At 41.2% G+C, this 22,723-nt stretch carries 21 protein-coding genes; 7 read left to right on the top strand and 14 right to left on the bottom strand.

The features are described from left to right. The first annotated feature begins 38 nt into the window (after window positions 1-38). Window positions 39-2,213 carry a S9 family peptidase gene (locus tag NYF15_RS11575; RefSeq protein ID WP_371353640.1) on the top strand — a complete coding sequence of 725 codons (2,175 nt, stop codon included), beginning with the start codon at window positions 39-41 and terminating at the stop codon, window positions 2,211-2,213. A gap of 30 nt (window positions 2,214-2,243) precedes the next feature. Here the strand turns inward: NYF15_RS11575 and NYF15_RS11580 are convergent, their stop codons facing one another. The 4 genes from NYF15_RS11580 to NYF15_RS11595 are packed head-to-tail and all read right to left on the bottom strand — an operon-like array spanning window position 2,244 to window position 5,943. Continuing rightward, a complete protein-coding gene (locus NYF15_RS11580) occupies window positions 2,244-3,710 on the bottom strand; it encodes a sensor histidine kinase (RefSeq protein ID WP_371353641.1) in 1,467 nt (488 codons plus the stop codon). 8 nt (window positions 3,711-3,718) lie between these two features. Continuing rightward, window positions 3,719-4,447, bottom strand: coding sequence for a response regulator transcription factor (locus NYF15_RS11585; RefSeq protein ID WP_130150281.1), 729 nt, complete (start codon window positions 4,445-4,447; stop codon window positions 3,719-3,721). Window positions 4,448-4,505: 58 nt separating this feature from the next. Further along, window positions 4,506-5,231 (bottom strand): spondin domain-containing protein, encoded by a 726-nt coding sequence (locus NYF15_RS11590; RefSeq protein WP_130150283.1) that lies wholly within the window; start codon window positions 5,229-5,231, stop codon window positions 4,506-4,508. A gap of 10 nt (window positions 5,232-5,241) precedes the next feature. Next, a complete protein-coding gene (locus NYF15_RS11595) occupies window positions 5,242-5,943 on the bottom strand; it encodes a spondin domain-containing protein (RefSeq protein WP_371353642.1) in 702 nt (233 codons plus the stop codon). Between the two features lie 190 nt (window positions 5,944-6,133). On the opposite strand from NYF15_RS11595, the gene NYF15_RS11600 reads away from it, so the two are divergent. Next, the gene (locus NYF15_RS11600; RefSeq protein WP_062569457.1) at window positions 6,134-6,505 is read left to right on the top strand and encodes a DUF4870 domain-containing protein; all 372 of its coding nucleotides are present in this window, start codon (window positions 6,134-6,136) and stop codon (window positions 6,503-6,505) included. Between the two features lie 67 nt (window positions 6,506-6,572). Further along, window positions 6,573-7,007, top strand: coding sequence for a YqaA family protein (locus tag NYF15_RS11605; RefSeq protein ID WP_130150286.1), 435 nt, complete (start codon window positions 6,573-6,575; stop codon window positions 7,005-7,007). On the opposite strand, the gene folX is transcribed toward NYF15_RS11605, so the two are convergent. The 6 genes from folX to NYF15_RS11635 form a co-directional block, all read right to left on the bottom strand. Further along, entirely contained in the window at window positions 7,004-7,363 is a 360-nt protein-coding gene (gene folX, locus NYF15_RS11610) for a dihydroneopterin triphosphate 2'-epimerase (protein ID WP_062569459.1), read from the bottom strand. The two genes, NYF15_RS11605 and folX, sit on opposite strands and share 4 nt — an antisense overlap. 2 nt (window positions 7,364-7,365) lie before the next feature. Then, on the bottom strand, window positions 7,366-7,920 hold the full coding sequence (gene folE / locus NYF15_RS11615) for a GTP cyclohydrolase I FolE (RefSeq protein WP_062569460.1): 555 nt from the start codon (window positions 7,918-7,920) through the stop codon (window positions 7,366-7,368). An 18-nt stretch (window positions 7,921-7,938) separates the two neighbouring features. Continuing rightward, window positions 7,939-8,658, bottom strand: a complete 720-nt coding sequence (gene folM, locus NYF15_RS11620; RefSeq protein WP_130150288.1) for a dihydromonapterin reductase — start codon at window positions 8,656-8,658, stop codon at window positions 7,939-7,941. 260 nt (window positions 8,659-8,918) lie between these two features. Continuing rightward, complete coding sequence (gene nadE, locus NYF15_RS11625; RefSeq protein WP_371353643.1) at window positions 8,919-9,755, bottom strand: ammonia-dependent NAD(+) synthetase; 837 nt, start codon at window positions 9,753-9,755, stop codon at window positions 8,919-8,921. A gap of 67 nt (window positions 9,756-9,822) precedes the next feature. Continuing rightward, the gene (locus NYF15_RS11630; protein ID WP_371353644.1) at window positions 9,823-10,449 is read right to left on the bottom strand and encodes a YceH family protein; all 627 of its coding nucleotides are present in this window, start codon (window positions 10,447-10,449) and stop codon (window positions 9,823-9,825) included. Window positions 10,450-10,453: 4 nt separating this feature from the next. Then, entirely contained in the window at window positions 10,454-13,828 is a 3,375-nt protein-coding gene (locus NYF15_RS11635; protein WP_371353645.1) for a response regulator, read from the bottom strand. A 168-nt stretch (window positions 13,829-13,996) separates the two neighbouring features. On the opposite strand from NYF15_RS11635, the gene NYF15_RS11640 reads away from it, so the two are divergent. Further along, window positions 13,997-16,279, top strand: coding sequence for a penicillin acylase family protein (locus NYF15_RS11640; protein ID WP_371353646.1), 2,283 nt, complete (start codon window positions 13,997-13,999; stop codon window positions 16,277-16,279). Here NYF15_RS11640 and NYF15_RS11645 read toward each other — a convergent pair. After that, window positions 16,272-17,372, bottom strand: coding sequence for a GGDEF domain-containing protein (locus NYF15_RS11645; RefSeq protein ID WP_371353647.1), 1,101 nt, complete (start codon window positions 17,370-17,372; stop codon window positions 16,272-16,274). The two genes, NYF15_RS11640 and NYF15_RS11645, sit on opposite strands and share 8 nt — an antisense overlap. A 255-nt stretch (window positions 17,373-17,627) precedes the next feature. Between NYF15_RS11645 and NYF15_RS11650 the strand changes: the two genes are divergently transcribed. Together NYF15_RS11650 and NYF15_RS11655 are read left to right on the top strand one after the other, a co-directional pair. After that, the gene (locus NYF15_RS11650) at window positions 17,628-19,160 is read left to right on the top strand and encodes a carbon-nitrogen hydrolase family protein (protein WP_237120422.1); all 1,533 of its coding nucleotides are present in this window, start codon (window positions 17,628-17,630) and stop codon (window positions 19,158-19,160) included. Further along, on the top strand, window positions 19,160-19,477 hold the full coding sequence (locus NYF15_RS11655; RefSeq protein ID WP_371353648.1) for a multidrug efflux SMR transporter: 318 nt from the start codon (window positions 19,160-19,162) through the stop codon (window positions 19,475-19,477). The genes NYF15_RS11650 and NYF15_RS11655 overlap by 1 nt, the downstream gene beginning before the upstream one ends. Before the next feature lie 40 nt (window positions 19,478-19,517). On the opposite strand, the gene NYF15_RS11660 is transcribed toward NYF15_RS11655, so the two are convergent. Then, the gene (locus NYF15_RS11660; RefSeq protein WP_371353649.1) at window positions 19,518-20,396 is read right to left on the bottom strand and encodes a multidrug transporter; all 879 of its coding nucleotides are present in this window, start codon (window positions 20,394-20,396) and stop codon (window positions 19,518-19,520) included. 233 nt (window positions 20,397-20,629) lie between these two features. Between NYF15_RS11660 and NYF15_RS11665 the strand changes: the two genes are divergently transcribed. Next, window positions 20,630-21,013: an MAPEG family protein gene (locus NYF15_RS11665; protein WP_371353650.1), complete on the top strand. Its 384-nt coding sequence runs from the start codon at window positions 20,630-20,632 to the stop codon at window positions 21,011-21,013. A gap of 63 nt (window positions 21,014-21,076) precedes the next feature. Here NYF15_RS11665 and NYF15_RS11670 read toward each other — a convergent pair whose 3' ends face one another. Together NYF15_RS11670 and NYF15_RS11675 are read right to left on the bottom strand one after the other, a co-directional pair. Then, complete coding sequence (locus NYF15_RS11670) at window positions 21,077-22,282, bottom strand: TonB family protein (protein WP_371353651.1); 1,206 nt, start codon at window positions 22,280-22,282, stop codon at window positions 21,077-21,079. 9 nt (window positions 22,283-22,291) lie between these two features. Then, complete coding sequence (locus NYF15_RS11675; protein ID WP_130150308.1) at window positions 22,292-22,666, bottom strand: BlaI/MecI/CopY family transcriptional regulator; 375 nt, start codon at window positions 22,664-22,666, stop codon at window positions 22,292-22,294. Between the last annotated feature and the right edge of the window lie 57 nt (window positions 22,667-22,723).

Genomic DNA, 22,723 nt, shown 5'->3' on the forward strand with positions numbered 1-22,723 from the left:
ATATTAATGTCGGGATAAAAAAATAACTCAGGAACCCCATGAAAATTAGTCACTCTCTTTGTTTATTGGCTGTACCACTCGCCATTGTTGCAGCGTGTAACAAAATTCCTAATTCTGTACATGAATCCAGCGCATTTTCTGCTGTAGAAAAAGTGAACACGTTGGCACCTGTGGCTAACAAAGTACCTTATGAGATGACTCTTCATGGTGATACCAGAGTTGATAACTATTATTGGATGCGTGACGATAGTCGCACTGACCCACAAGTTCTTGCCCATTTAGCAGCTGAAAATAGTTATGTAGAAAAAATGATGGCTCATACAGATGCTTTACAAAATAAGTTATTTGAAGAGCTGAAAGGGCGTATTGAAAAAGATGATGAATCAGTACCTGTAAAAAAGGGAAGCCATTATTATTTTTCACAAACTCATGGTGATAATGAATATCCGGTTTATATACGAAGTACTGATAAGCAAGGACTGCATCAGCAGGTTATTTTAGACGTAAATAAGCTTGCGCAGAATCATGATTATTTTGCAGTAACAGGGCTTGATGTAAGCCCAAATGGCGCTTTATTGGCCTATGGTGAAGATACCTTAAGTCGGCGTATATACACGGTAAAAGTTAAGGATTTGACAACTAATCAATTACTGCCGGATACAATTGAAGGCAGCGAAGGTGATGTTGTTTGGGCGAATGATAATAAAACCTTTTATTATATTAAAAAAGACCCACAAACCTTACTGGGATACCAAGTTTTTCGGCACAGGTTAGGCACGTCTCAAGCGGATGATGAGTTGGTGTACGAAGAGCATGACACTAGCTATTATACCAGTATTGAGAAGAGTAAAGATCACCAAGAAATTTATATCAAGCATAGTAGCACGAGTGCCTCTGGGGTATCGGTTATTGATGCAAACGATATCAGTGCCATGCCAAAACGTTTAATTGCACGTGAAACTGGACTTGAGTATGACATTAAGAAATTAGGTGATTGGTACTACATAGTCACTAATTTAAACGCCGTAAATTTTCAATTAATGAAGGTGCGTCGTGAACAAGCTCACGATAAAGCAAATTGGCAAACGCTGGTTGCTGGGCGCGAAAACATCAAGCTGGAAAGTATTGAGTTATTTAGTAATCACCTCGTATACGAAGAGCGAAAAATGGGGCAAACCTATTTAACAATTCATGATTTACGTGATCAGCAAGAACAAGTGATTGCCTTCAAGGACCCGACATATACAGTTTCTAGCTATGACAACTATGAGCTAGATAACCCTAACTTACGTGTTTACTATTCAAGTATGACCACGCCAAGTACAAGTTACGATATTAATTTAGAAAACGGTGAAAAAACGCTTCTCAAGCAGCGTAAAGTGTTAGGTGGCTTTAACCCAGATAATTATGCATCTGAGCGGGTGTATGTGACAACGCGAGATGGTGTCGATGTACCTGTGAGCCTCGTTTATCGTAAAGATAAGTTTGATAAAAACGGTACTAATCCGTTATTACAGTATGGCTATGGTTCGTATGGTGCGACGATGGATCCAAGTTTTTCGAGTTCGCGATTAAGCTTACTTGATCGCGGGTTCGTATTTGCAATTGCGCATATCCGCGGCTCACAAATGCTAGGGCGCCCATGGTACGAAGATGGCAAGTTGCTTCATAAGAAAAACACATTTAACGATTTTATAGATGTAACAGAATCTTTAGTTGCACAAAAGTATGGTGACAAAAACACTATTTTTGCAATAGGGGGCAGTGCAGGTGGCTTGCTAATGGGGGCAATAGTAAACCAAGCGCCAGAACTTTATAAAGGGGTGATTGCAGCCGTTCCTTTTGTTGATGTTGTAACAACGATGCTTGATACAAGCTTACCGCTTACTACCAATGAATATGATGAATGGGGCAACCCAAATGATAAAAAGTATTATGATTATATGTTGTCATATTCACCTTATGATCAAGTGAAAAAACAAGCCTATCCAAATATGTTGATCACAACGGGGCTACATGACTCACAAGTACAATATTTTGAACCTGCAAAGTGGGTGGCAAAATTGCGTGAGCTGAAAACTGACAATAATGTATTGCTCTTTAAAACCGATATGGAAGCAGGACACGGTGGTGCGTCAGGGCGATTCAAAAGTTTAGAAGATACCGCACTGTATTATGCTTTTATGCTTGATTTGGCAGGTATCAAACAATAATCAATATACGCACTAGTGGGTGATTCGACCTTAAACTGGTGCATGCTTCGTTAAGTTAAAGCGAAATTGGGTCCCCTTACCCAGGGTACTTTGTACTTCAATATCACTATTCATTAGTTTAAGTAACTGTTTGCAAATAGCTAAGCCTAGTCCACCTTGACCCCGTTTAATGCTATTACGTGCTTGGTAATGAGGTTCGAAGATTGCCGTTAACTCATCAGCGTGAATGCCTACACCCGTGTCAGAGACTGAGACAAAAACTTGTTCGTTGAGTTGAGACACTTCTACAGTGATTAATCCTTTAGAGGGGGTATGGCGTATCGCATTTTCTATAAGGTTAGTAAGTACACGCTCTAGTTTGGCAATGTCTGCTGTAACTGGAAAGTCGCAAATTTTGGGAGTGACTTTTATTGTTACCCCTGCTGCTTCAGCGTTTAATGCTAGTTTGGCGACACAGTCGTAAATTAATTCGCCAAGATTAAACGTTTCAGTTTTTATCTTTACTTGCCCACACTCTAAATTAGCCAGTTCAAAAATTTGTTCAATTAACAGCTTCAATTGTTGGCAATTATCCATTGCCAAGGTCAGGTAACGTTGTTGCTCTTGATGACTGAGCTGAGAATATGGTTTTTTCATAACCTCAAGAAAACCATGTAATGAAGCAAGTGGCGTTCTTAAGTCGTGTGATAAATGAGTAAGTAATTCTCGGCGCTGTTTATCTATTTGCTGCAAAGATTTAAACTGCTCATCAATACGGGATAGCATGCCATAAATCCCTTTACTTAAGTTGCCAATTTCGTTATTCCCCATATAGCTCGGGCTAAGCGTCATTTCTGTGAGGCTGTAGTTGGCAGCTTTTATTCGACTGACCTCTTTATTTAATTGTTTAAGTGGTGAGGTGAAAAAGCGAAATAACAGTAACATAGTGATAAATAGCGCGACCATAGCAGCTACAAACCACATTGCCCCTAGCCAAACTGGATTATCACGTTTTACCTCGTTTAGCGTTGCATCAAAGGCTTGACCACCAATAATCATATACAAGTAACCTTGTAGTTTTTGTTGATTATAAACAGGGGCAGCAGAAAATATTTTTTGACCCTCAACGTTGCGGGGGTCATCACCGTAAATAGGTGTAGAGCTTGGTTGTGAAATTAATTTTTTTATTGGGCTTAGATTTATTTTTTGCCTCACTACCTTGCCTGGTTTGGCTGAATAGGTCAGCAAATTACCTTCAGGGTCTACAAAGTAATATTCGAAAGCAGGTCCCAGCACCATTAAGGTATGAAATAAATTTTCCAGCGCCTTATAGTCATATACACCTTGCTTTATTAATGGATTGTCGTTTACAAGGTGCTCAGCGAGGTGTATGTGTAATTGCTGTTGTGCTTGGTGCTGAGAGTGTTGTTCAAGCTTTTTGCTCCAATTAAATATAAGCGCACACAGCAGGCTAAAAATAATAACTAGTGACCAAGCTAGTTTTTGGTAAAGGGTCATCGAAAACATCATTGTATATTTAACTGCCCTGGATTTAATCTATAACCGACACCCCAAACTGTTTCTATAAATAGAGCACGGTGGTGCTGTTCAAACTTACTGCGAAGGCGATTAATATGGGAGTTAACGGTATGCTCGTAACCACTATGTTGGTACCCCCAAACTTGATCAAGTAGCTGCTGGCGACTGAAAACATGGTTAGGGTGCTTTGCAAAGTGTACCAGTAAATCAAACTCTGTCGCGGTTAAGTTGACGGCTTGATTTGCTAAGTAAGCTTGATGACTCGAAAACTCTATGTGTAAGGCTCCGAGTTGAAGTTGTGCTTCATCGGGTTTCTTTTTTATGGAAGATTGAGCTATAAGTAGTTGCTCTCGGTGGCGCAATTGAGTTTTTACTCTCGCTTGTAATTCTCTTGCAAAGAATGGTTTACATATATAGTCATCTGCACCCATTTCTAAACCAATAACTCTATCCATGTCACTGCTCAAAGCGGTAAGTAAAATAACTGATACCGTGGGGTAGTGTTCTTTAATCTTGCGGCATAAACTTAAACCATCCATTTGCGGTAAGTTTATATCTAATATAACCAGCCCATAATCATTGCTTGCTAGTTTTTTTAATGCTGATTCAGCAGAATCGGCTTCATCAATATGTAAATTTAGGTTGCTAAGTTGAGTTATTACAAGTTGACGTATAGCACGGTCATCTTCAACAATTAAAAGTTTTTCTGGGCGCATAGTCTTGTCCAAATCGCTAAGGCACTTCCTTATGCCCTTAGCGCAAGTGAGTGCTATGTTATTGCGTCCGCGTAATGACAACTTGAGTCAATGGGTTATCAAACTTATGTTGACTGCTAAGTACAGAGCTACTTAGACCATCATGTTGACTAACGACACCTGGGTGCATAGCCACATAGTTAACATCATCACGCTCTTCATTAAACCCTTCGCCTGAATCAGCTGGTCCAGGGATTGTCCCCGCGGCTTCTGAATTAGCCTCTGTTCCAGCATCATAAGCAAATGTAGTAAAAGTAAGCGCTTCATCTACAGCTAACGAAGACACATCTATTGCATTAAGACCGGTAAATGCATCATTTGTATTCACCAGCATGGTTGCTAAGCTTATTTTTAATGAATCTAGTTGCTCTGTTGAGAGTGATAATGTTACCTGACTTCCTGGCGGAAGAGGTGCATCGGCAGATGCAACTGCGGTTGCAAAATCAACCGCTAATAGGTCGCTGTTGTTTCCTCCTTCAGCCATTACCTCAAGTGCTGTCGATGCAGGGCTACCTATTTCCCAAAGCATGTTTTCGGTATGAGAAATCACAGCAATTGGTGATAATGGTTGTGCAGCAGTTAAGTTACTTACTTGTATTGTAAATTCGTATGTAACGACTGGACTAACAACGGGAGGTGACACGACTTCAGGCGGAGTCTCTGAGCGATTATTATTTGAGTCACCACAGGCCGCGAGGCTGGCGCCAAAAGCAATGATGATCAAGCTTTTTGTTAAACGAAGCATAATAGCTCTCCTACTTAACCGTTACTGTCAATTTAGCAACTGGGTTTAACCATCTGTGTACTGTGTTATCAAGGTCACTAATGCCTGCTTCAAGATCATCATCACCTAAGTTACCAGGATGAATATGTACCATTGTATTGCTTTCACTGCTTGTGACACCACTACCGCCAGTGCCTGCATTTCCGCCTGGTGCGGCAGGAATACCGAGAACGCCCAAAGCCCCTGAGCCTTCAACAACGCGTTCATCATTAGCTTCAGTGCCTGCATCATAGCCATTTAGGTAAATAGTGTAAGTACCTGCTTCGGTAGGTATTTTCCAGCTATTCAAGCCGACAAAACCATCATTTGTTGGCAACAACATGGCTGTTAGAGATAAGTAGTCGTTACCTTCAGTTGTTGTTAGGCTTGCCATTGTCGATGCGGCCGGAGCAAGTAACCCTTCAGCTGGGTTGGCAACTATATCGCTATTTGCGGCTGTTGCTTCATCAACAAGAGGTGCAATGTTGCCACCTTCAGCCATTGTTTGTAACGCTGTAGATGCTGGTGTTGCGACTTCAAAAAGTGATGTATCACTGCTGTGGGCTGTAATCAGAATAGGTGTAAAATGCACACCTTGAGTGAGGTTTGTTAGTTTGATATCTAGCTCAGCAGCTTGGCTCGTGAAGCTAGAAATTGCTGTAGCAGCTAGCAAAGTTAAAGATAAAGTTTTCATTATTTGTTCCTGTTTTTGACTGTTCAAAAACAGTATCAAATAGCAATATCATAAAAGCCTCACGAAGTTATCACTTTTTTATCACAGTAACGAGGTGGGGTGAAAACAGCGGGTTAAATCAACTCATGGTATATTAACTAGGCAAATATAACGCTATAGTGAAGATGAGAAAAAATAACAAGGAGTCATAATGGACGATAATCAAAAGGTTGAAGTTATAACGGATAATAAGGACCACCGAACGTGGGCAATGCTATGTCATTTAAGCTCATTTGCTGGATTATTAATTCCTTTCGGATCTGTCATCGGGCCGCTCATTGTGTGGCTTGCCAAAAAGGATGAAATGCCGTTAGTGGCTGAACATGGCCGTAAGTCATTAAATTTTCAGCTAACGATGATGATTGCATATATCATTAGTTTCTTGTTGATGTTTGTTGTCATCGGCGTCATTTTATTACCTGTCATCGCAATTTTCGCGTTTATTATGGTTGTTGTATCGGCAATCAAAGCCAATGATGGTAAAGAAGTGGATTATCCGCTGAGCATTGAATTTATAAAATGAAACTGAGAAATTAGATATACTAGAAAAGCTCAGCAGTGTTGCTGAGCTTTTCTTTTTTTGGGTATGTATGGCTTATCTTTCGCTTTTTTTTACTGCATTTATTTCAGCAACTTTGTTACCTAGTTCATCAGAGTTGGTAATGACGGCAATGATTGCCAAAGGGAGCTACTCTCTTTGGTTGCTATGGCTTAGTGCAACACTCGGTAATGTGCTTGGTAGTTGTGTTAATTATTGGCTTGGCACACAGGTCATGCGTTTTAAAGACCGTAAATGGTTTCCGGTCTCTAAAAAGTCCATTGAAAAAGCTGAAAAACAATTCAATAAATACGGTATTTACAGTCTATTGTTTGCTTGGCTGCCAGTGGTGGGCGATCCACTTACTGTGGTCGGTGGAATTTTTCGCGTTAAGTTCTTAACTTTTCTGGTACTTGTCGCCCTTGGCAAAGGAGCACGTTATTTAGCTGTGCTTGCCTTTGCTGTTGGGCTTGAAAAGTTTTTTTAGTTTTTCTGCCAATCGAGAGTCAGCGATACTGAGTCCGCAAAACGCAGCGCATGTGGCTTATCAACACGGACTTTGGCGTAATGAACACTTTTATGCTGGTGGCAAATAGCTAAAATCTCGGCAACGAGCTTTTCTAGCAGTAAGAAGTGACCTTCTTCGACTAAAGCGATAACTTCTTTAGTAATGGTCTTGTAGTTAAGTGCTTTATCAACAGCGTCAGTTTCACAAGCTTGCTCAGCAGGGTAGTGAATTTCAAGGTTAATCACGACATCTTGCTTTTTTTCACGCTCTTCAGGGTTAAAGCCAATAAAGGTTCTTAGCCTGAGGTTAGTTACATTGATAATTGCATTGGCCATGATTACCCTCTAACTAACTGCAAAAACTCATTACGGGTTTTTGGATCGGCTCTAAAGCTGCCAAGCATAACTGAGGTGCGCATGCTTGAATTTTGTTTTTCAACACCGCGCATCATCATACACATATGTTTTGCTTCAACAATAACACCAACACCTTTTGCACCTGTGACCTCTTCAACAGCTTTTGCAATTTGATGAGTAAGCTGTTCCTGAATTTGGAAGCGTCGTGCAAACATATCGACAATACGAGCAAATTTAGATAAACCGAGTACTTTACCATCTGGAATGTAAGCAATGTGACAACGACCAACAAATGGCAGTAAGTGGTGTTCGCACATAGAGTAAAGCTCAATATCTTGAATTAATACCATGTCGTCAGCATCAGAGGTGAAGACGGCGTTATTGGTAATTTCATCAAGAGTTTGGCGATAACCTTTAGTTAGGTATTCCATCGCTTTTGCTGCGCGTTTCGGTGTATCAAGTAAGCCCTCTCGTTGAGGGTCTTCGCCTACTGCGCTAATTATGTCTTGATAGCTCTTTTTTAAATCATCGTGCATAGATTTCTCAGTAATACGTTATTTTAAATGTCTGCCACCATCTACAGGTAATGAACGTCCTGTGATGTAGTGGCTGTTAAGTAGTAGCTCGACGCTATTAATAATTTCTGTGCAGCCAGGTTCAATTTCCATTAAAGACTTTTTGATGGTTTTGGCTCGGTATTCTTCACTGTCATGATCATTAAAAATAATGAGTGATGGTGCAATTGCGTTCACTTTAATTGCCGGTGAAAATTTCGCTGAAAATGATTTAGTTAAGTTATCGAGTGCTGCTTTACTTGCTGCGTAGGCTAGATGTTTAGGGCTGCCTTTTTCCACCACGTAATCTGTCATGTGGATGATATCGGCAGCTTGACCTGTATTCTGTTGATAATGAAGCAATAGATCAGCTGCTGCTAGATTGATTAAGTAAGGGGTTTTAGCATGAATGCGCATCATATTATCGAACAGCGTCGCATAATCTTGGTTATTGGCTTCACAGTCCCAACTCGACGCGTTATGAATAATTGCTTTTAGCTGATTAGTATGGCTTTTTAGTTGTTCAATAAAATGTGTAATTGCTGCATCACTATCAAAGTCAGCATGAATACACGTCGCTCCTTTACCTGCGAGGATATCAATAGCATCGTGGCGAGTGCGGTATGTGACTATGATTGCTTGTCCTTGCGCTAAAAAATGCTCGGCCAAAGCGAGTCCAATACGTTGGCCTGCGCCAGTAATTAAAATAGGCGATGACATAAACTATGTATAAATCCTTAGATGTCTGTGTGTTAAGCTTTCTATTTAGTTTGTACTCTAGCCACTATAAACCAAATTACAGAACGATTTCATCTTTACTGCAATCATGTTGCAAAACTTTTTACGGGCAAAGTTTTCACACCGATCATTTATCATATTGAGAAAACGCCGGTAATGCTAGGGAAGGAACATCAGTGTAGCGAGGAAAGGAGGGCAATTTATTTGCTGATTGCTATAAATCGCCCTTCGATATTTTGAGCTTAAAGCTCGTCATAAATAGTGGGTATAGCTTGGCGCTTATGTTGGGTACGTAAGTAAATAGCGGTTAGTTTATCTTCTACTTCGCTTGTCACATCTTTGCCTTCTAAAAAGTCATCAATTTGTTCGTACGTTAGGCCTAGCGCCTCTTCATCTGTTAAACCTGGGCGATCGCACTCTAAATCAGCTGTTGGTGCTTTATTGACCAGTAAAGCGGGTGCTCCTAACTGCTCGGCAAGGGCTCTTACTTGACGCTTCGAAAGACCAAATAAAGGGGCTAAATCACATGCGCCATCACCAAATTTAGTATAAAACCCCGTAATATTTTCAGCACTGTGGTCAGTGCCCACAACTAAACCTTGGCTAAAACCAGCAATTTCGTACTGTGCTACCATTCGCTGACGTGCTTTCACATTGCCTTTAATAAAGTCAATTTTTGCTTGATCAGGAAGCTCAACGCCGCCACCGACCACAGCCGCCATCGCTTGTTCGTGCATCCCGTCAACCGCTGCTTTGATGTTTACGGTCATGCGCTTACTGGGTTTAATAAAATCAACGGCCATTTGTGCTTCGTCTTCATCTGCTTGTACACCGTAAGGTAGGCGCACCGCGATGAATTGGTATTCGTTGGTGTTGTGTTCTTGGTTTAATTCATCAATGGCTAATTGGCATAAACGACCACATGTTGATGAGTCAACACCACCACTAATACCTAATACAAGCGAACGTGAATGCGCAGCTAGAAGTCGGCTTTTTAGAAAGTTGACGCGGCGCGTAATTTCCGCCTTCACATCAATCGTGGGTTGGACTTTCATTTCTGCCAGAATATCGGCACGCATGGTTGAGCTCCTATTTTCGTTGTGGTTGTTCAGCGTCTTGTACATTATGTTACGAGCAACGCTTTTATTAAAGACCTAAATGCGCTTTTATCGCGTTAATTTGTTGCTTAAGTTCTTCGATTTCGGCACGTAATTGTTGAACTTCGCTGTCGCTGGCCTGTTCAGACTCATGATCAACTATATCTTTTGCTAAGCTATCTGAGTCAACAAATAAGTGCATATAACGGCTTTCTCGTTTACCTGGTTCACGGGCTAAACGAGCAACATGTTCTTGTTCGATCAGGGCATCAAGGGCGATTTCAACTTCACTCACATTAGAGAACTCGGCGAGGCGATTACTACGGGTGCGTAACTCGCCTGGGGTCTGCGGCCCTCTTAGCAATAATAAGCAAATAATCGCACGCTGTTGCTCAGTAAACTGTAAGCTGCCAAACTGAGTATTGCAAAAGCGATGCGCGTATTTATTCACTCGGCCTGAAAGGCCTTCATCAACAGTGACTAAACGTAAATTGGTCAGTTCATCTATGATGTTTTGTACATCAGACTCGCTCAGCGATAAAACCGGTTCACGGTTTGACTTTTGATTGCAAGCGTTCGTTAATGCATTTAAAGAGAGAGGGTAGTGCTCAGGGGTTGTGATTTGCTTTTCAAGTAAGCAGCCAATAACGCGTTGTTGGTTTGATGATAAGTGCATTGTTTTACTCTCTGTGTTTATACGGGCTTAGCCACATTTGTAATTTTTTATTTAAAGCATCGAAGTTAAGTGGTTTGGTTAAATAGTCATTCATACCAGCACTGAGACAGCGTTCTTTATCGCCTTGCATTGCATTCGCGGTTAAGGCCACGATATTAACGTCTTGATGAGCCACACCCGCTTCTGAAGCTCTAATTGAGCGTGTTGCTTGATAACCGTCCATTTCAGGCATTTGGCAGTCCATTAATACAAGCTCGTAAGGAGTGTCTTCTCGCTTGCTCAAATATGAGATTGCTTCAAGGCCATTTTCTGCAATATCAAAGCTCACTCCGGCTTGTCTCAACAGGGCACTTGCCACCATTTGATTTACTTTATTATCTTCTACTAAAAGCACTTGCGACTCAGTGTCAGTGTTAACTTCTGCTATTTTTGCGTTTACCGGTTCTTTGTTTGTGTGCTGTTGCTCAATGTATTTTTCATTAGCAAGCGAGTTAAATAAGTCCGAAGGGGTGAGGGGTTTAAAAATAATACTCTCTACTTTTAACACATGTCTCGTTTGCTTCTCCGTTAAACTCATCGGTGCCATTAAAATACGTTTACAACGGCTTGCATTAAAGTGGGTTTGAAACGCTTTTTGTTGAACTTTAGAGGCTTTAGCGAATAGCGAGTAGTCGATAAAAATAGCATCAAAATGACAGCCAGTTGGTTGTTGTGCACGGGCAAGTAAGTCGTCAATATTATTAATTATTTCTACTTTAGCACCCCATAGCTGCAATTGTTTTTTAGCAATACCGCTGCTTAGCTTGCAGTTGTCAGCAATGAGGATCAATTTCTTGTCGATAATATGACTCGGCTCGGGTTGTTGTTGTGCATGGTCTAGCTTTACTTTCACAGTAAAATTAAAGGTGCTGCCTTCACCTAGCGCACTTACTACCCCAACATCTCCCTCCATTAGTTGACAGAGCTGCTTCACAATTGCAAGCCCAAGTCCTGTACCGCCATACTGACGAGTTGTTGATGCATCAGCTTGAGTAAAAGAGTCGAACAATGTGGCTTGTTTATCTGCTTTGATCCCAACCCCTGAATCAATGATGGAACAACACAAGAAGCTGTCGTTGTCTGCTTCTTCGTAGCTGGCTATGACGATTATTTCACCGTCGTTAGTAAACTTGACGGCATTTCCTAGTAGGTTATTGATAATTTGACGAATTCGATTTGGGTCACTAATGATAAATTCATGTTTGATATGAGTGGCATCAAGAATCAGCTTGGTGTTGTTTTGTTCTGCTTTGATTGCAAAGGACTCAATGGTATCTCCCAGTAGTTTCGATACATTGAACGATACATTCTCTATGTCTAGTTTGCCGGCTTCGATTTTTGAGAAATCTAAAATATCATTAATGATATGCAGCAAAGATTCAGCCGATGACTGAGCAAGTGCAATGTGATGACTTTGTTGAACATCAAGCTTGCTTTGTTTAATTATATTAAGCATGCCAATCACGCCATTCATTGGGGTTCGGATTTCATGGCTCATACTGGCTAAAAATTCGCTTTTGGCTTTTACCGCTTGCTCTGCCGCTTCTTTTGCTTGGACAAGCTGCTGTTCGGTTTCAATTCGTCGTTGACTGGCGTGTAAACTGCCAATGAGTGCCGCCACCGCAATTAAAAAGCTTTCCTCATTTTTGCTCCACTTACGTCGGTTGTGACACATTTCTGCGCAAACCACCCCCATCGTTTTGCTACCTGTGGGAATGATAACAGTTAGCATCGAACGAATATCAAAGTGTTCTAGGTAATCAACAGATAAGTCTTTTGTAAGAGCATCACATTGTGCATCACTTGCGCTTATCACAGCATGATTATTTATGGCGTCAAAATAATTAGGGAAGTCGATTTGCTGTAGAGCAATAGATTCGCTGAATTGGGGGTTGCTTTGGTCGTGTATCGCAAACGTATTAAGTGATTGTCTATCATCACTGAAGAGCCAGATTCCTGCACGGTCAACACCAAGCGCATGGCAAATTGCTTGCACAATAATATGTTTTGATAGGTTGAGGTTACCTGTTAAAACCGCATCATTAACAGTTAAAGAGGCTAAAATTTCGTTGTGGAGGGCTATTTTGCTGTTTTCAAGTTCAACACGTTTACGGGCATCTATATCTTGTAAAGAGCCAAACAGTTTCACGCATCGTTTGTTGTGATGTTCGGCTTCGCCATTGACAAGAACCCAAACAGGATTGCCCTCATTCGTTAATATTTGTACTTGTGTTTCAAAGCTCTCGCCATTTTTAATCGCTTTCTCTGTTAGATGACGAATTTTGTCTCTGCTGTAGCCAGGTTTGAAGTAATTAAAATTACTGGGCCATTCTGGCTGGCTTGAAAGTGGTAGTTTAAAAATCAATTTAGTCATTTCTGACCAATACACTGTTTTAGTTTCGAGATTAAAGGACCAAGCCCCTATTTTTGCTAAACCGCTCATGGTTTCGAGCATGCGCTCGTTTCTGTATTGGCGTTCAAGCATTTTCAGTAAAAAAACAGATGCACCTGCGAATAAAGCACAAATTAGAATAATCGCCAGCCGTAATGGCCAAATAGAAGAATTAGCAGGCTGCCAGCCTTTTTTAGGTGTGGCGTACATTTGCCACTGACCGCCTGAGAATGAAATGCTAAAGCTAAGTGGGTTAGTCTCTAGAATTTGTTCATCACCATAAAAGAACTCGCCATCCAGCCCTTTGCCATTTCGTCCTTGCAGTGCAAGTTCATACTCATTACTAAGCGACGTGAGTCCAGCGTTTTTATACACTTTATTTATATCTAAAACGACCGATAACAGACCCCAAAATTGATTGTTTGGCTGGGTAAATACGGGCACTCTAGCAATGAGTGCTTGGCCGCCTTGTACCAGCTCTAGGGGACCCGCCATAACAATTTTATTCTCATCCCGTGCTTTTATGGCATCTGAGCGTTGGGCTTTATTTTTTAAAAAATTTAACCCAATTGCTTTTTCATTTCCCCCAAGGGGATGGGTCATTCTTATTATCATATCGGGTGCACCGCCGATGTTTCTGAGCTCAGAGGAGGTTTCAAATAGTGGTGCTGCTATTTGTGAAAAGCGGGCTTGGTTAAGATTCGGCTCTGCAGCAACAGCAACAGCAAGACCCCGTACGAGTTGAATATTTGACACCAGCGTTGATTCTAACTCAGCGCGATAAGTACTTATTTTCGCAAGTTCTTGTGAACGGTAGGCGTCTTTCTCTCGCGTATAATTGATATGGTCAATGACTAGACCGATTAGGATAATCAAACCTAAAGAAAGCCAGAAGGTGAGCTTTAGTTTTTTTAGCTTTTTATTATCATTTTCAGTAGCTAGTGGCATGAGAGGTATCGGTTTTTATACTATCTACCTACTATAGACAATTTCTGTCGTAAATAAAAATGAAGCACACAATCGTAAAACTAAATTTAATTATTTGTATCGAAACACTATTTTTTCATAAAACACTGGTTACTATAGGCCTATAACTCCTGCGGAAGCGTATTTAGTATGTTTAAAATAATTAAATGGTTGTTGATGAGTCTACTCGTCGTTGCGTTATTGGCTACGGGCCTTATTTATGGCGCGTTGAACTTAAGCTTGCCAGCGCTGGATGGCAAAGGAAAAAGTACAGCAATTGAACAGTCCGTTAAGATCGAACGAGATGTGCTTGGTCAAGCTGTGATTCATGCACAAAGTCGTTTAGATGCGGCATATGCGCTTGGCTTTGCTCATGGACAAGATCGCTTTTTCCAAATGGATTTATTGCGTCGAAATGCAGCTGGAGAGTTAAGTGAACTATTTGGCAAAGCCGCGCTGGAACTTGATAAAACAATGCGCTTTCATCAGTTGAGAAAACGAAGCCAAATTTTACTCGAGCAATTACCTTCGTCAGATCGAGTACTATTGGCGACATATGCGAAAGGTGTGAATGAGGGACACGCGCAAACGGGCTTTGATAGTTTTGAATATTTACTAACAGCTGCTACAGCGAAACCATGGCAAAGTGAAGACAGCTTACTGACTATTTTTAGTATGTATTTAGATTTGCAAACAGCGACTTTTGAACGAGATAAAACCCTGATTCAAATAGAGCAAATATTTGGTAAAGAGATGGTTGCTTTTATTACGCAACCTAGCCTGTATCAGGCTGCTCTCGATAATAGTCAGCTAGCTCCTTACAATCACTCGATCCCTTCCTTATCAGCACCTTTGAGTATGATCACGCATATTGAAGATACGAAGGAGTTAGGCAGTAATAATTGGGCTGTTACGGGGGATTTAACGCAAACAGGTGCTGGGATGTTATCTGATGATATGCATTTGTCGTTTGCGGTGCCGATTATTTGGTATAGGGCGCAGTTGAATTATCCTTTAAATGGCCAGATGCAACAAATAACAGGCGTTTCGCTACCTGGTGCCCCTGCAATTGTGGTTGGCACGAACAATAAAGTCGCTTGGGGTTTTACCAATGGCTACTTGGATACAGCAGATTGGATTGCACTCGACGGGCACGACAAAACATGGCAGATAGATGAAGCGATTTTACTTAATGATGGTAGTAGTGAAAACTATGCACTGACCATGAGTGAGTATGGTCCAGTAAAAAATATTAACGGTAAGCCTTATGCGCTAAGTTGGGTGGCACATCATGATTATGCGGTTAATATGGACCTAATAAAGCTTGAGCAAGCAGACAATGTTGATGATGCGTTAGCGCTTGCAGCTGATGTTGGTATTCCTGTACAAAATCTAATGGTTGTAGATGATCGTGGGAATGCTGCTTGGAAGAACATGGGGGCGATTCCTGCACGCAAAGTCCCTAGTGAACTTGCTGTCTCGGAGCAAAATTACCCTGTAGGGTGGCACGAAAATGAAACTGAGCGGCCCTATGTTAAAAACCCTGCAAGTGGTCGACTTTGGACTGGGAACTCACGTGTTGTTTCGGCTGAAGATAATAAACGCTTTGGTAATGGTGCTTATGCGATGGGCGCACGTTCAGCTCAGATCCGCGACCGTTTATTTGAAAAGCAGCAATTCACAGAGAGTGATTTTTATCAGTTGCAGCATGATAATGAAGCTCGCTTTTTAACAAAATGGCATAACCTACTTGTAAAGCAACTTGAAAGTAGACCCGATGAGTATAAAGCTTATCTATCAGAGTTAAACAATTGGCAAGCATGTGCATGTGCAGATTCAATTGGTTATACATTAGTGAAGTACTACCGTGATGAAGTGATTAATGGCCTCTTCAGCCCGCTGGAAAACGAACTGCAAACGTTTGATGGCAGCTTAAAGCACGTGAAGCGAGATCTTGAACCTGCTGTTTGGCAACTAATAAATACTCAACCGAAAGGTTGGTTAAATCCTGATTATGCTGATTGGTCTGAGCAAATGCGAGCAGCGTTTGATCGTACCCTTGATAAGCTGACCACTCAATATGGACAGAATATGCAAAATTGGCAGTGGGGAAGCGTGAATGAGCTCGTTATTGAGCACCCATTTGCAAAACAAATTCCCGTACTCAAAAAGTTGCTCAACATGCCAGCGGCTCCAGGGTTTGGTGATACCTTTATGCCAGCAGTACAGGGGCGTAGTTTTGGTGCCTCACAACGATTTATTGTACAGCCTGGGCACTTAGATAAGGCTATAATGGCAATTCCTGGCGGTCAGTCTGGGCATCCACTGTCTGAGTTTTATCGTGCGGGATTTGATGACTATGTTAGTGAAGGTCTCACCCCTCTTATGCCACAGAGCATTATGCATAGTATTACGATAGATGCGGTTAATTAACCGCATCAGTATCATCCAGTTGTAAACAGAATGCTTTTACAACCGTGGTAGTATTTCTTCCTGCATCTTTACTGTCATATAGCGCTGCATCAGCTTGCTGCAACATGCTCTCTAAAGATGCAAGCGGTTGCCATTCAATTAAACCAAAACTCATTGTCACCGATAAGTTTGGCAGCTCTTGGTGAGCGTCTAGTGTCGCAATATATTCACGCAAGGCCTCTATTTTTTGTAACCCGTGATGCTCATCGGTATTATCGAGTAAGAGCAAAAACTCCTCACCGCCCCAGCGTACAGCTATATCTGTTTCATTTAAGAATTCACATATTGCTTGTGCAATATTAACTAAAATCGCATCGCCTTTGTCATGACCATAGGTATCATTGATTTGTTTAAAGTGATCGATATCAGCCATGACAAGGCACAAACTTTGCTCCGCTTCGATGCTTTTTCTGTAGGTTGCTAAAATTAATTTTTTAGCAAAGCGGCGATTATAAAGTTTGGTGAGAGGATCTCGTGATGCCATTTCGGTTAATTCAATACGTTGTGAAAGCGTAATTTCTCTGATCAGCCCAATAGCGTAAACCATAGGCAAACCAGCAATGATAATATTTGTTAAATGTACATAAGGAATAAGCTGCGGGTAGGTATATTGATAAGGTACATCGTTGAAAAAGATGTATAGAAGAGCAAAGGTAGTGATCATCAATAAGCTGTATAGTGCAGCGCGTTTTAGTGATAATTGGTAGTCAATCATCAAAATACAGGAGATAGTCCACAAATAAAATTGAAACCCTAAATCGAGCCCTAATGTGGCGCATACCACTACAGCATGGATAAGCACTTCCAAACAAAATACCCTCAATGCTAAAGAGGTCAAGCCTTGTTTTATTAGAAAGATACCGCTGCCCCAAGCAACGACGCTAAGAATATTGACTAAAGCTAAAGTAATAGCGCCCACATGGGCAAAAAGTGGAATGAGCAACGCATGCACTACCAGTGCGAAATATGCGATTTTAGAAATGATTAAAAACTTTACTTGTTCTATTTCTTCTAAACCTGACTGCTTTGATTGTTTTAGTAAATGTTTTATCAAATGAACCTCATACAAGCAGGCGTTTAAACACAAAGTATAGATGAAAATAGCCTTGCTGATGAATAAATCACCAATATCACCTTGAATCATTGATAAGTTTATTGTGAGTGGATTTAATTAAACGCATATTCATACGATGTTTATTATGCTGATACTTGGCATAGTGTGTAATTGATGCCACTCTAAAAGAGCTATTTTAAAGGTGTTACCGTATAGTTTGCTTTGTGTTTCCTGTTATGCCCTAAAGGAGTATGTATGTCGGCTGAAAAAACGCATCTAGAGATTTGTAATTTAACCAAAGAGCAGTATCCACAAATCAAAGTTCTGATGGATCAAGCGTACCCAGGCCTAGGTGGAGCGTGGCCAAGCCACACCATTTTTCGTTTAATCGATCAGTTCCCTGAAGGTCAAATCGGCATTGTTGATGACGGTGTGCTTGTGGGTATCGCTTTGAGTGTGCAAGTAGATTACGCACGTTTTTCTAACCCGCATACCTACGAAGATATTGTTGATGGTCACGACCGTGTTTTTAGCGACCCAGAAGGCGATGCACTTTATGGTTTAGATGTGGTTATATCATCAACTCACCGGGGTATGAGACTTGGCCGACGCTTATACGATGCGCGTAAAGAATTATGCCGTCAGTATAACTTACGCGCTATTTTAGCGGGTGGGCGTATTCCACGTTATTACAATCATAGCTCTGAAATGTCACCCATGGAGTACATCGAAAAGGTTGATCATAAAGAGCTTTATGATCCAATTCTAAGTTTTCAACTTTCTAACGATTTCCAAGTAAAGCGCTTACTTAAAAAATACCTACCAGAAGATCAGGAGTCAGTGGGTTATGCCACTTTACTAGAGTGGAATAACATTATGTTTGAACCCACAGATACGGTACTTGAATCAACTAAATCTATAGTGCGTGTTGGTGCTGTACAGTGGCAAATGCGCTGCGTCGACTCAGTTGAGGAGTTACTTAAGCAAGTTGAGTATTTTGTTGATACGGTGTCTGACTATAAAAGCGACTTTATTTTATTTCCGGAATTTTTCAATGCGCCGTTAATGGGCTTAACCGAGCAGTGCAATCAAACGGAAGCCATTCGTTATTTAGCCGAATACACTGAAACGTTCCGTGATGCGATGTCGCGCATGGCAGTTGAATACAATGCCAATATTATTACCGGCTCAATGCCGCTCGCTGAAGATGACAAGATTTATAATGTCAGCTATTTGTGCCACCGTAGCGGTAAAATTGATGAGCAGCGCAAAATACATATCACGCCCCATGAGCAAAATGACTGGGTAATCCAAGGGGGTGACAAAATTGCCGTATTTGAAACGGATGCTGGCCGTGTCGGTATTCAAATTTGTTACGATGTTGAGTTCCCTGAACTGTCGCGTATTCTCGCTAAGCAAGGGCTAGATATCTTATTTGTACCATTTTGGACGGATACTAAAAATAGCTACTTACGTGTTCGTCATTGTGCGCAAGCACGTGCAATCGAAAATGAGTGTTATGTTGTGATTGCAGGCTCGGTTGGTAACCTACCTGAGGTAGAGAGCTTAGACGTACAGTACTCGCAATCGGCAGTGCTTACCCCTTCTGATTTCTCATTCCCGCATGATGCGACCTTGAACGAAGCAACACCGAATACCGAAATGCTGTTATTCAGTGATTTAGATATGGATAAACTGAAAATTCTTCACAGTGAAGGCACGGTAAGAAACTTAAAAGATCGCCGTGAAGATTTATATGACGTGATCCTGAAAAAGCGAGATCAATAATGGCGTGGTTGTATTTAATTGTCGCAGGGTTGTTAGAAATAGGCTGGCCAGTCGGTCTTAAAATGTCTCAAGAATCAGAGAGTCGCTGGTTAGGCATTGCGATAGCCGTCGCCTTTATGGTCGCTAGTGGCTTTATGTTGTGGTTGGCGCAAAAGGATATTCCGATGGGGACATCCTATGCAGTATGGACAGGCATCGGCGCTGCGGGCACTTTCTTGGTCGGTATTTTATTTTATAGTGATGCTGCCACATTTGGCCGCATTGCCGGAGTACTGCTGATAATCAGTGGTGTGATAACGCTAAAAATTAGTCATTAAAAAAGCGGCATAGCCGCTTTTTTAATGACTAGAAACGCATCTAGTTGGGTAGCATTACCAGAATGGCTGCCAGCGCAATTAACACAAGCCCCGCTGTGTCTTGGCGCTTTAACGGCTGTTTTAACCAAAGAATCGATACCAAAATGGTAAAGAATACCTCTATTTGCCCCAGTGTTTTTACATAAGCAACATGCTGCAAGCTCATGGCGCTAAACCAACCAATGGAACCTAAACAGCTACAAACACTGACAGCGGTAGTGGTGCCTTTGTGTTGCCACATTTTCTTAAATGTATCGCGCTCTTTGAGTGCAATATAAGCGCACAGCATCAGCGTTTGTAAACTGATTATCAGTACCAGTACCCAAGCTGCAGAGTGCGGGAAAGTCAGTCCTGAATTTAAACTTGCCTCACGGATCCATGACGATGAAAGGGCGAATGAAGTACCACAAGCAAGCCCAAGGAGTGCAGTGCCCAAATTAAAGTGTTTTACATTCGCAATGCCACTTAATAGCAATACCGCAATTGCACCAATAAATACCCCAACCCAACCTAGCAATGACAGTACTGAGCCAAAGAACATAACACCTAAAATCGCCGCCATCAGTGCTTCACTTTTAGCAAGCCCTGCACCGACTGCAAAGTTATTCATTTTAAACAGTTTAACCATTAAACCTGTGGCAACAATTTGGACGATACTGGCGCCAATAATGTAGCCAATAAAAGCCAGATTAAAGTCAGGAAGTGCGGCGTCTTGATACTGATAAAGTGCAAATAAATACAGGGCAGCAATTGGGCTGGCAACGATAAAGCGAGCAAGCGTTACCCCAGCAACACTCACTGTTGCACTGAGTTGACTTTGCAGAGCGTTGCGCCACGACTGCATAAATGCCGCAAAAATAGTTAAGAAAATCCAAGTCATACTGAAAATAAATTAATGAGGGGGCTTGGGTATAGAGTAACAAAACCAAAGTATTAGGGCATCAGCTTATCGACCAACTTGAGGAAAACTCAGCTGTGACAATATGCCGCAGGGCTTTTATGCGGTCATTAGGCTATAGTGACAATGATGCTATTGCTGGCCGCTGCTGTTATAAGTAGCGGCTTTTTTTTGTTTGCGATAGGGTAATGTTACAAACAAAATAAGGAAATATCATGACCACACTTATTATCTGCGCACTCATCGCAGTGCTCATACCCTATTTAGCCAAAGCGCCAGTGGCTTTTGCACAAAATAAGCTTGAAGGATATGACAATAAACACCCAAGAGATCAACAAAGTAAGTTGACAGGTTTTGGGGCGAGGGCGCTGGCTGCTCATCAAAACAGTTTTGAGTCATTAACCGTTTTTGCTGTTGCTTTAGCGGTGGTAATTGCGACCAACAATGTTTATCAAGCCACTGAAATGTTAGCTGTTGTGCATATAATTGCTCGTGTACTATATTGTATTTTTTACTATATAAACCAAGATATTTTGCGCTCGTTAGTTTGGCTTGTTGGCTATGTAAGTGCTGTGGCAATGATTGCTCTTTGCCTCTAGTCAAAAACCACAAAGCAAGCGGCTTAAATAAGGCGCTTGCTTTAGGGTCTTAAGTGGTTACTCTTACTTAGAGCTAACTTTAATTTTCTCAATTAAATCCTTTGCTTGATAGTTTTCGTCTAAGGCGAAATCGAGTTGTACTAAGGCGTTTTTATAGCCAGATTCAGATGGCGCATACTGCCATTTTTTTAAGGCTCTTTTCGCTTCTCGATTGAAAACAGCTTCAGGTTCTGCGCTTACCACACTGACATTGCTGGTGGCGCCACTTGGTAAAATATCGTATTTCAAAACGACTGAACCGCTAATGCCTTGCTCCGCAGCTTGAATGGGGTATATCGGCTCTACGCGCATAACCGCTTGATAGTCTTTTGTCTTTTCAACTGACATCGGCTGTTTTGCAATGGCAAAGCTGCTAAGCATGCCTGTTGTAAAAATAACTAACGCTGTTTTTGCGATAAATGAGCTGTTGTCGATCTGCTTTATTTGATTTAGACGTTGTAACATGGTGTTTTTATCTCCGTATTGTGAATAAGCCATTAAGCCTGCTCTGCTAAAGCTTGCACAGTGCACTAATGCCTTACTGTATAAAATTCGTTGTTCAGTTGATTTATTTTTGAGTACTTGCTCATCACATGAAAGCTCTTGAATACGGCGAAGACTTGCATAACCAAGCCAAGCGACAGGGTTAAACCACAGCAAAATAGTGGCACTTAAAGCGATGGCATTAATTAGGTTATCTTTGCGTTTAATGTGCACTGATTCATGCTCTAAAATTAGCGCTAAAGCATGGCTATCGTAGTGGCTTTGGTAGTTTGTTGGCAGCACTAGCTTAGTATTTATAACTCCTACAACCATCGGTGAGCTCACTTGTTTACTTTGGTATAAACGCATGTTTTGGTTGCTGTGATGATCAACCGTAATTGGTGCTAATTGCAGTTTTGCTAAAAAGCGGTAATGAAAATACACGGCAGTGATCAGCAGTGCTGCACTAATAAAACCATAAATAGCAAACCAAGTTAGCGTAAATTGCGGCATTACTTCTGTGTTTGGCGTGATAGTCAGCTTACTGATAAAGTCGTTTTGAATTGGCTTTAAGTGATCAGGTAAGTTCGCTAACAATAAACTAATTGGTAATAGCGCCCACAGTGTATAAACTAAGCGTGCCGACAGTTGGCTTAGTAGCTTTCGCTCTAGCAGCAATAAAAACAAAATTGCAGATGAGATCAAAAGCTGTTGATCTAACAGCCAATTAAAAAATGCATCTAACATAACAACGCCTTACTTTTGCTGTTTTTCCCAATCATCAATGACCTTTTTTAGCTCATCAATATCATGTTGTGAGAGTTGCTCTGACTTAGCAAAACCACTCACTAATGGTGCAATACGGCCGTTAAAAAAGCGTTCAATAAAGCTTTGGCTTTCTTTTAATGTGTATTCTTCACGGGCAATGCAGGGAGTGTAGTTATATTGACGACCTTGTTTTTCGAAGCTTAGTGCGCCTTTTTTAACTAAACGACTTAGTAGCGTTTTGATGGTTTTTTCGTGCCATTCTTTATCGTCACTTAAACGCGCAATTACTTCACTTGCCGTGGCAGGGTAGTTAATCCACACAGCATCTAATACTTCGAATTCAGCCTTAGAAAGTTCAATCATTTTTATGCCTACAGATGTAATCTTTGATTTAAGATTACACGCGTAATCAATTAATGC

It is taken from the genome of Pseudoalteromonas sp. 68 DY56-GL68, assembly GCF_041414825.1.
GTDB lineage: Bacteria > Pseudomonadota > Gammaproteobacteria > Enterobacterales > Alteromonadaceae > Pseudoalteromonas.

Excerpts from the sequence above, each read along its gene's own strand:
- NYF15_RS11575 (WP_371353640.1), top strand. The coding sequence starts at position 39 with ATGAAAATTAGTCACTCTCTTTGTTTATTGGCTGTACCACTCGCCATT.
- NYF15_RS11580 (WP_371353641.1), bottom strand. The coding sequence starts at position 3,710 with ATGACCCTTTACCAAAAACTAGCTTGGTCACTAGTTATTATTTTTAGC.
- NYF15_RS11585 (WP_130150281.1), bottom strand. The coding sequence starts at position 4,447 with ATGCGCCCAGAAAAACTTTTAATTGTTGAAGATGACCGTGCTATACGT.
- NYF15_RS11590 (WP_130150283.1), bottom strand. The coding sequence starts at position 5,231 with ATGCTTCGTTTAACAAAAAGCTTGATCATCATTGCTTTTGGCGCCAGC.
- NYF15_RS11595 (WP_371353642.1), bottom strand. The coding sequence starts at position 5,943 with ATGAAAACTTTATCTTTAACTTTGCTAGCTGCTACAGCAATTTCTAGC.
- NYF15_RS11600 (WP_062569457.1), top strand. The coding sequence starts at position 6,134 with ATGGACGATAATCAAAAGGTTGAAGTTATAACGGATAATAAGGACCAC.
- NYF15_RS11605 (WP_130150286.1), top strand. The coding sequence starts at position 6,573 with ATGGCTTATCTTTCGCTTTTTTTTACTGCATTTATTTCAGCAACTTTG.
- folX (WP_062569459.1), bottom strand. The coding sequence starts at position 7,363 with ATGGCCAATGCAATTATCAATGTAACTAACCTCAGGCTAAGAACCTTT.
- folE (WP_062569460.1), bottom strand. The coding sequence starts at position 7,920 with ATGCACGATGATTTAAAAAAGAGCTATCAAGACATAATTAGCGCAGTA.
- folM (WP_130150288.1), bottom strand. The coding sequence starts at position 8,658 with ATGTCATCGCCTATTTTAATTACTGGCGCAGGCCAACGTATTGGACTC.
- nadE (WP_371353643.1), bottom strand. The coding sequence starts at position 9,755 with ATGCGTGCCGATATTCTGGCAGAAATGAAAGTCCAACCCACGATTGAT.
- NYF15_RS11630 (WP_371353644.1), bottom strand. The coding sequence starts at position 10,449 with ATGCACTTATCATCAAACCAACAACGCGTTATTGGCTGCTTACTTGAA.
- NYF15_RS11635 (WP_371353645.1), bottom strand. The coding sequence starts at position 13,828 with ATGCCACTAGCTACTGAAAATGATAATAAAAAGCTAAAAAAACTAAAG.
- NYF15_RS11640 (WP_371353646.1), top strand. The coding sequence starts at position 13,997 with ATGTTTAAAATAATTAAATGGTTGTTGATGAGTCTACTCGTCGTTGCG.
- NYF15_RS11650 (WP_237120422.1), top strand. The coding sequence starts at position 17,628 with ATGTCGGCTGAAAAAACGCATCTAGAGATTTGTAATTTAACCAAAGAG.
- NYF15_RS11655 (WP_371353648.1), top strand. The coding sequence starts at position 19,160 with ATGGCGTGGTTGTATTTAATTGTCGCAGGGTTGTTAGAAATAGGCTGG.
- NYF15_RS11660 (WP_371353649.1), bottom strand. The coding sequence starts at position 20,396 with ATGACTTGGATTTTCTTAACTATTTTTGCGGCATTTATGCAGTCGTGG.
- NYF15_RS11665 (WP_371353650.1), top strand. The coding sequence starts at position 20,630 with ATGACCACACTTATTATCTGCGCACTCATCGCAGTGCTCATACCCTAT.
- NYF15_RS11670 (WP_371353651.1), bottom strand. The coding sequence starts at position 22,282 with ATGTTAGATGCATTTTTTAATTGGCTGTTAGATCAACAGCTTTTGATC.
- NYF15_RS11675 (WP_130150308.1), bottom strand. The coding sequence starts at position 22,666 with ATGATTGAACTTTCTAAGGCTGAATTCGAAGTATTAGATGCTGTGTGG.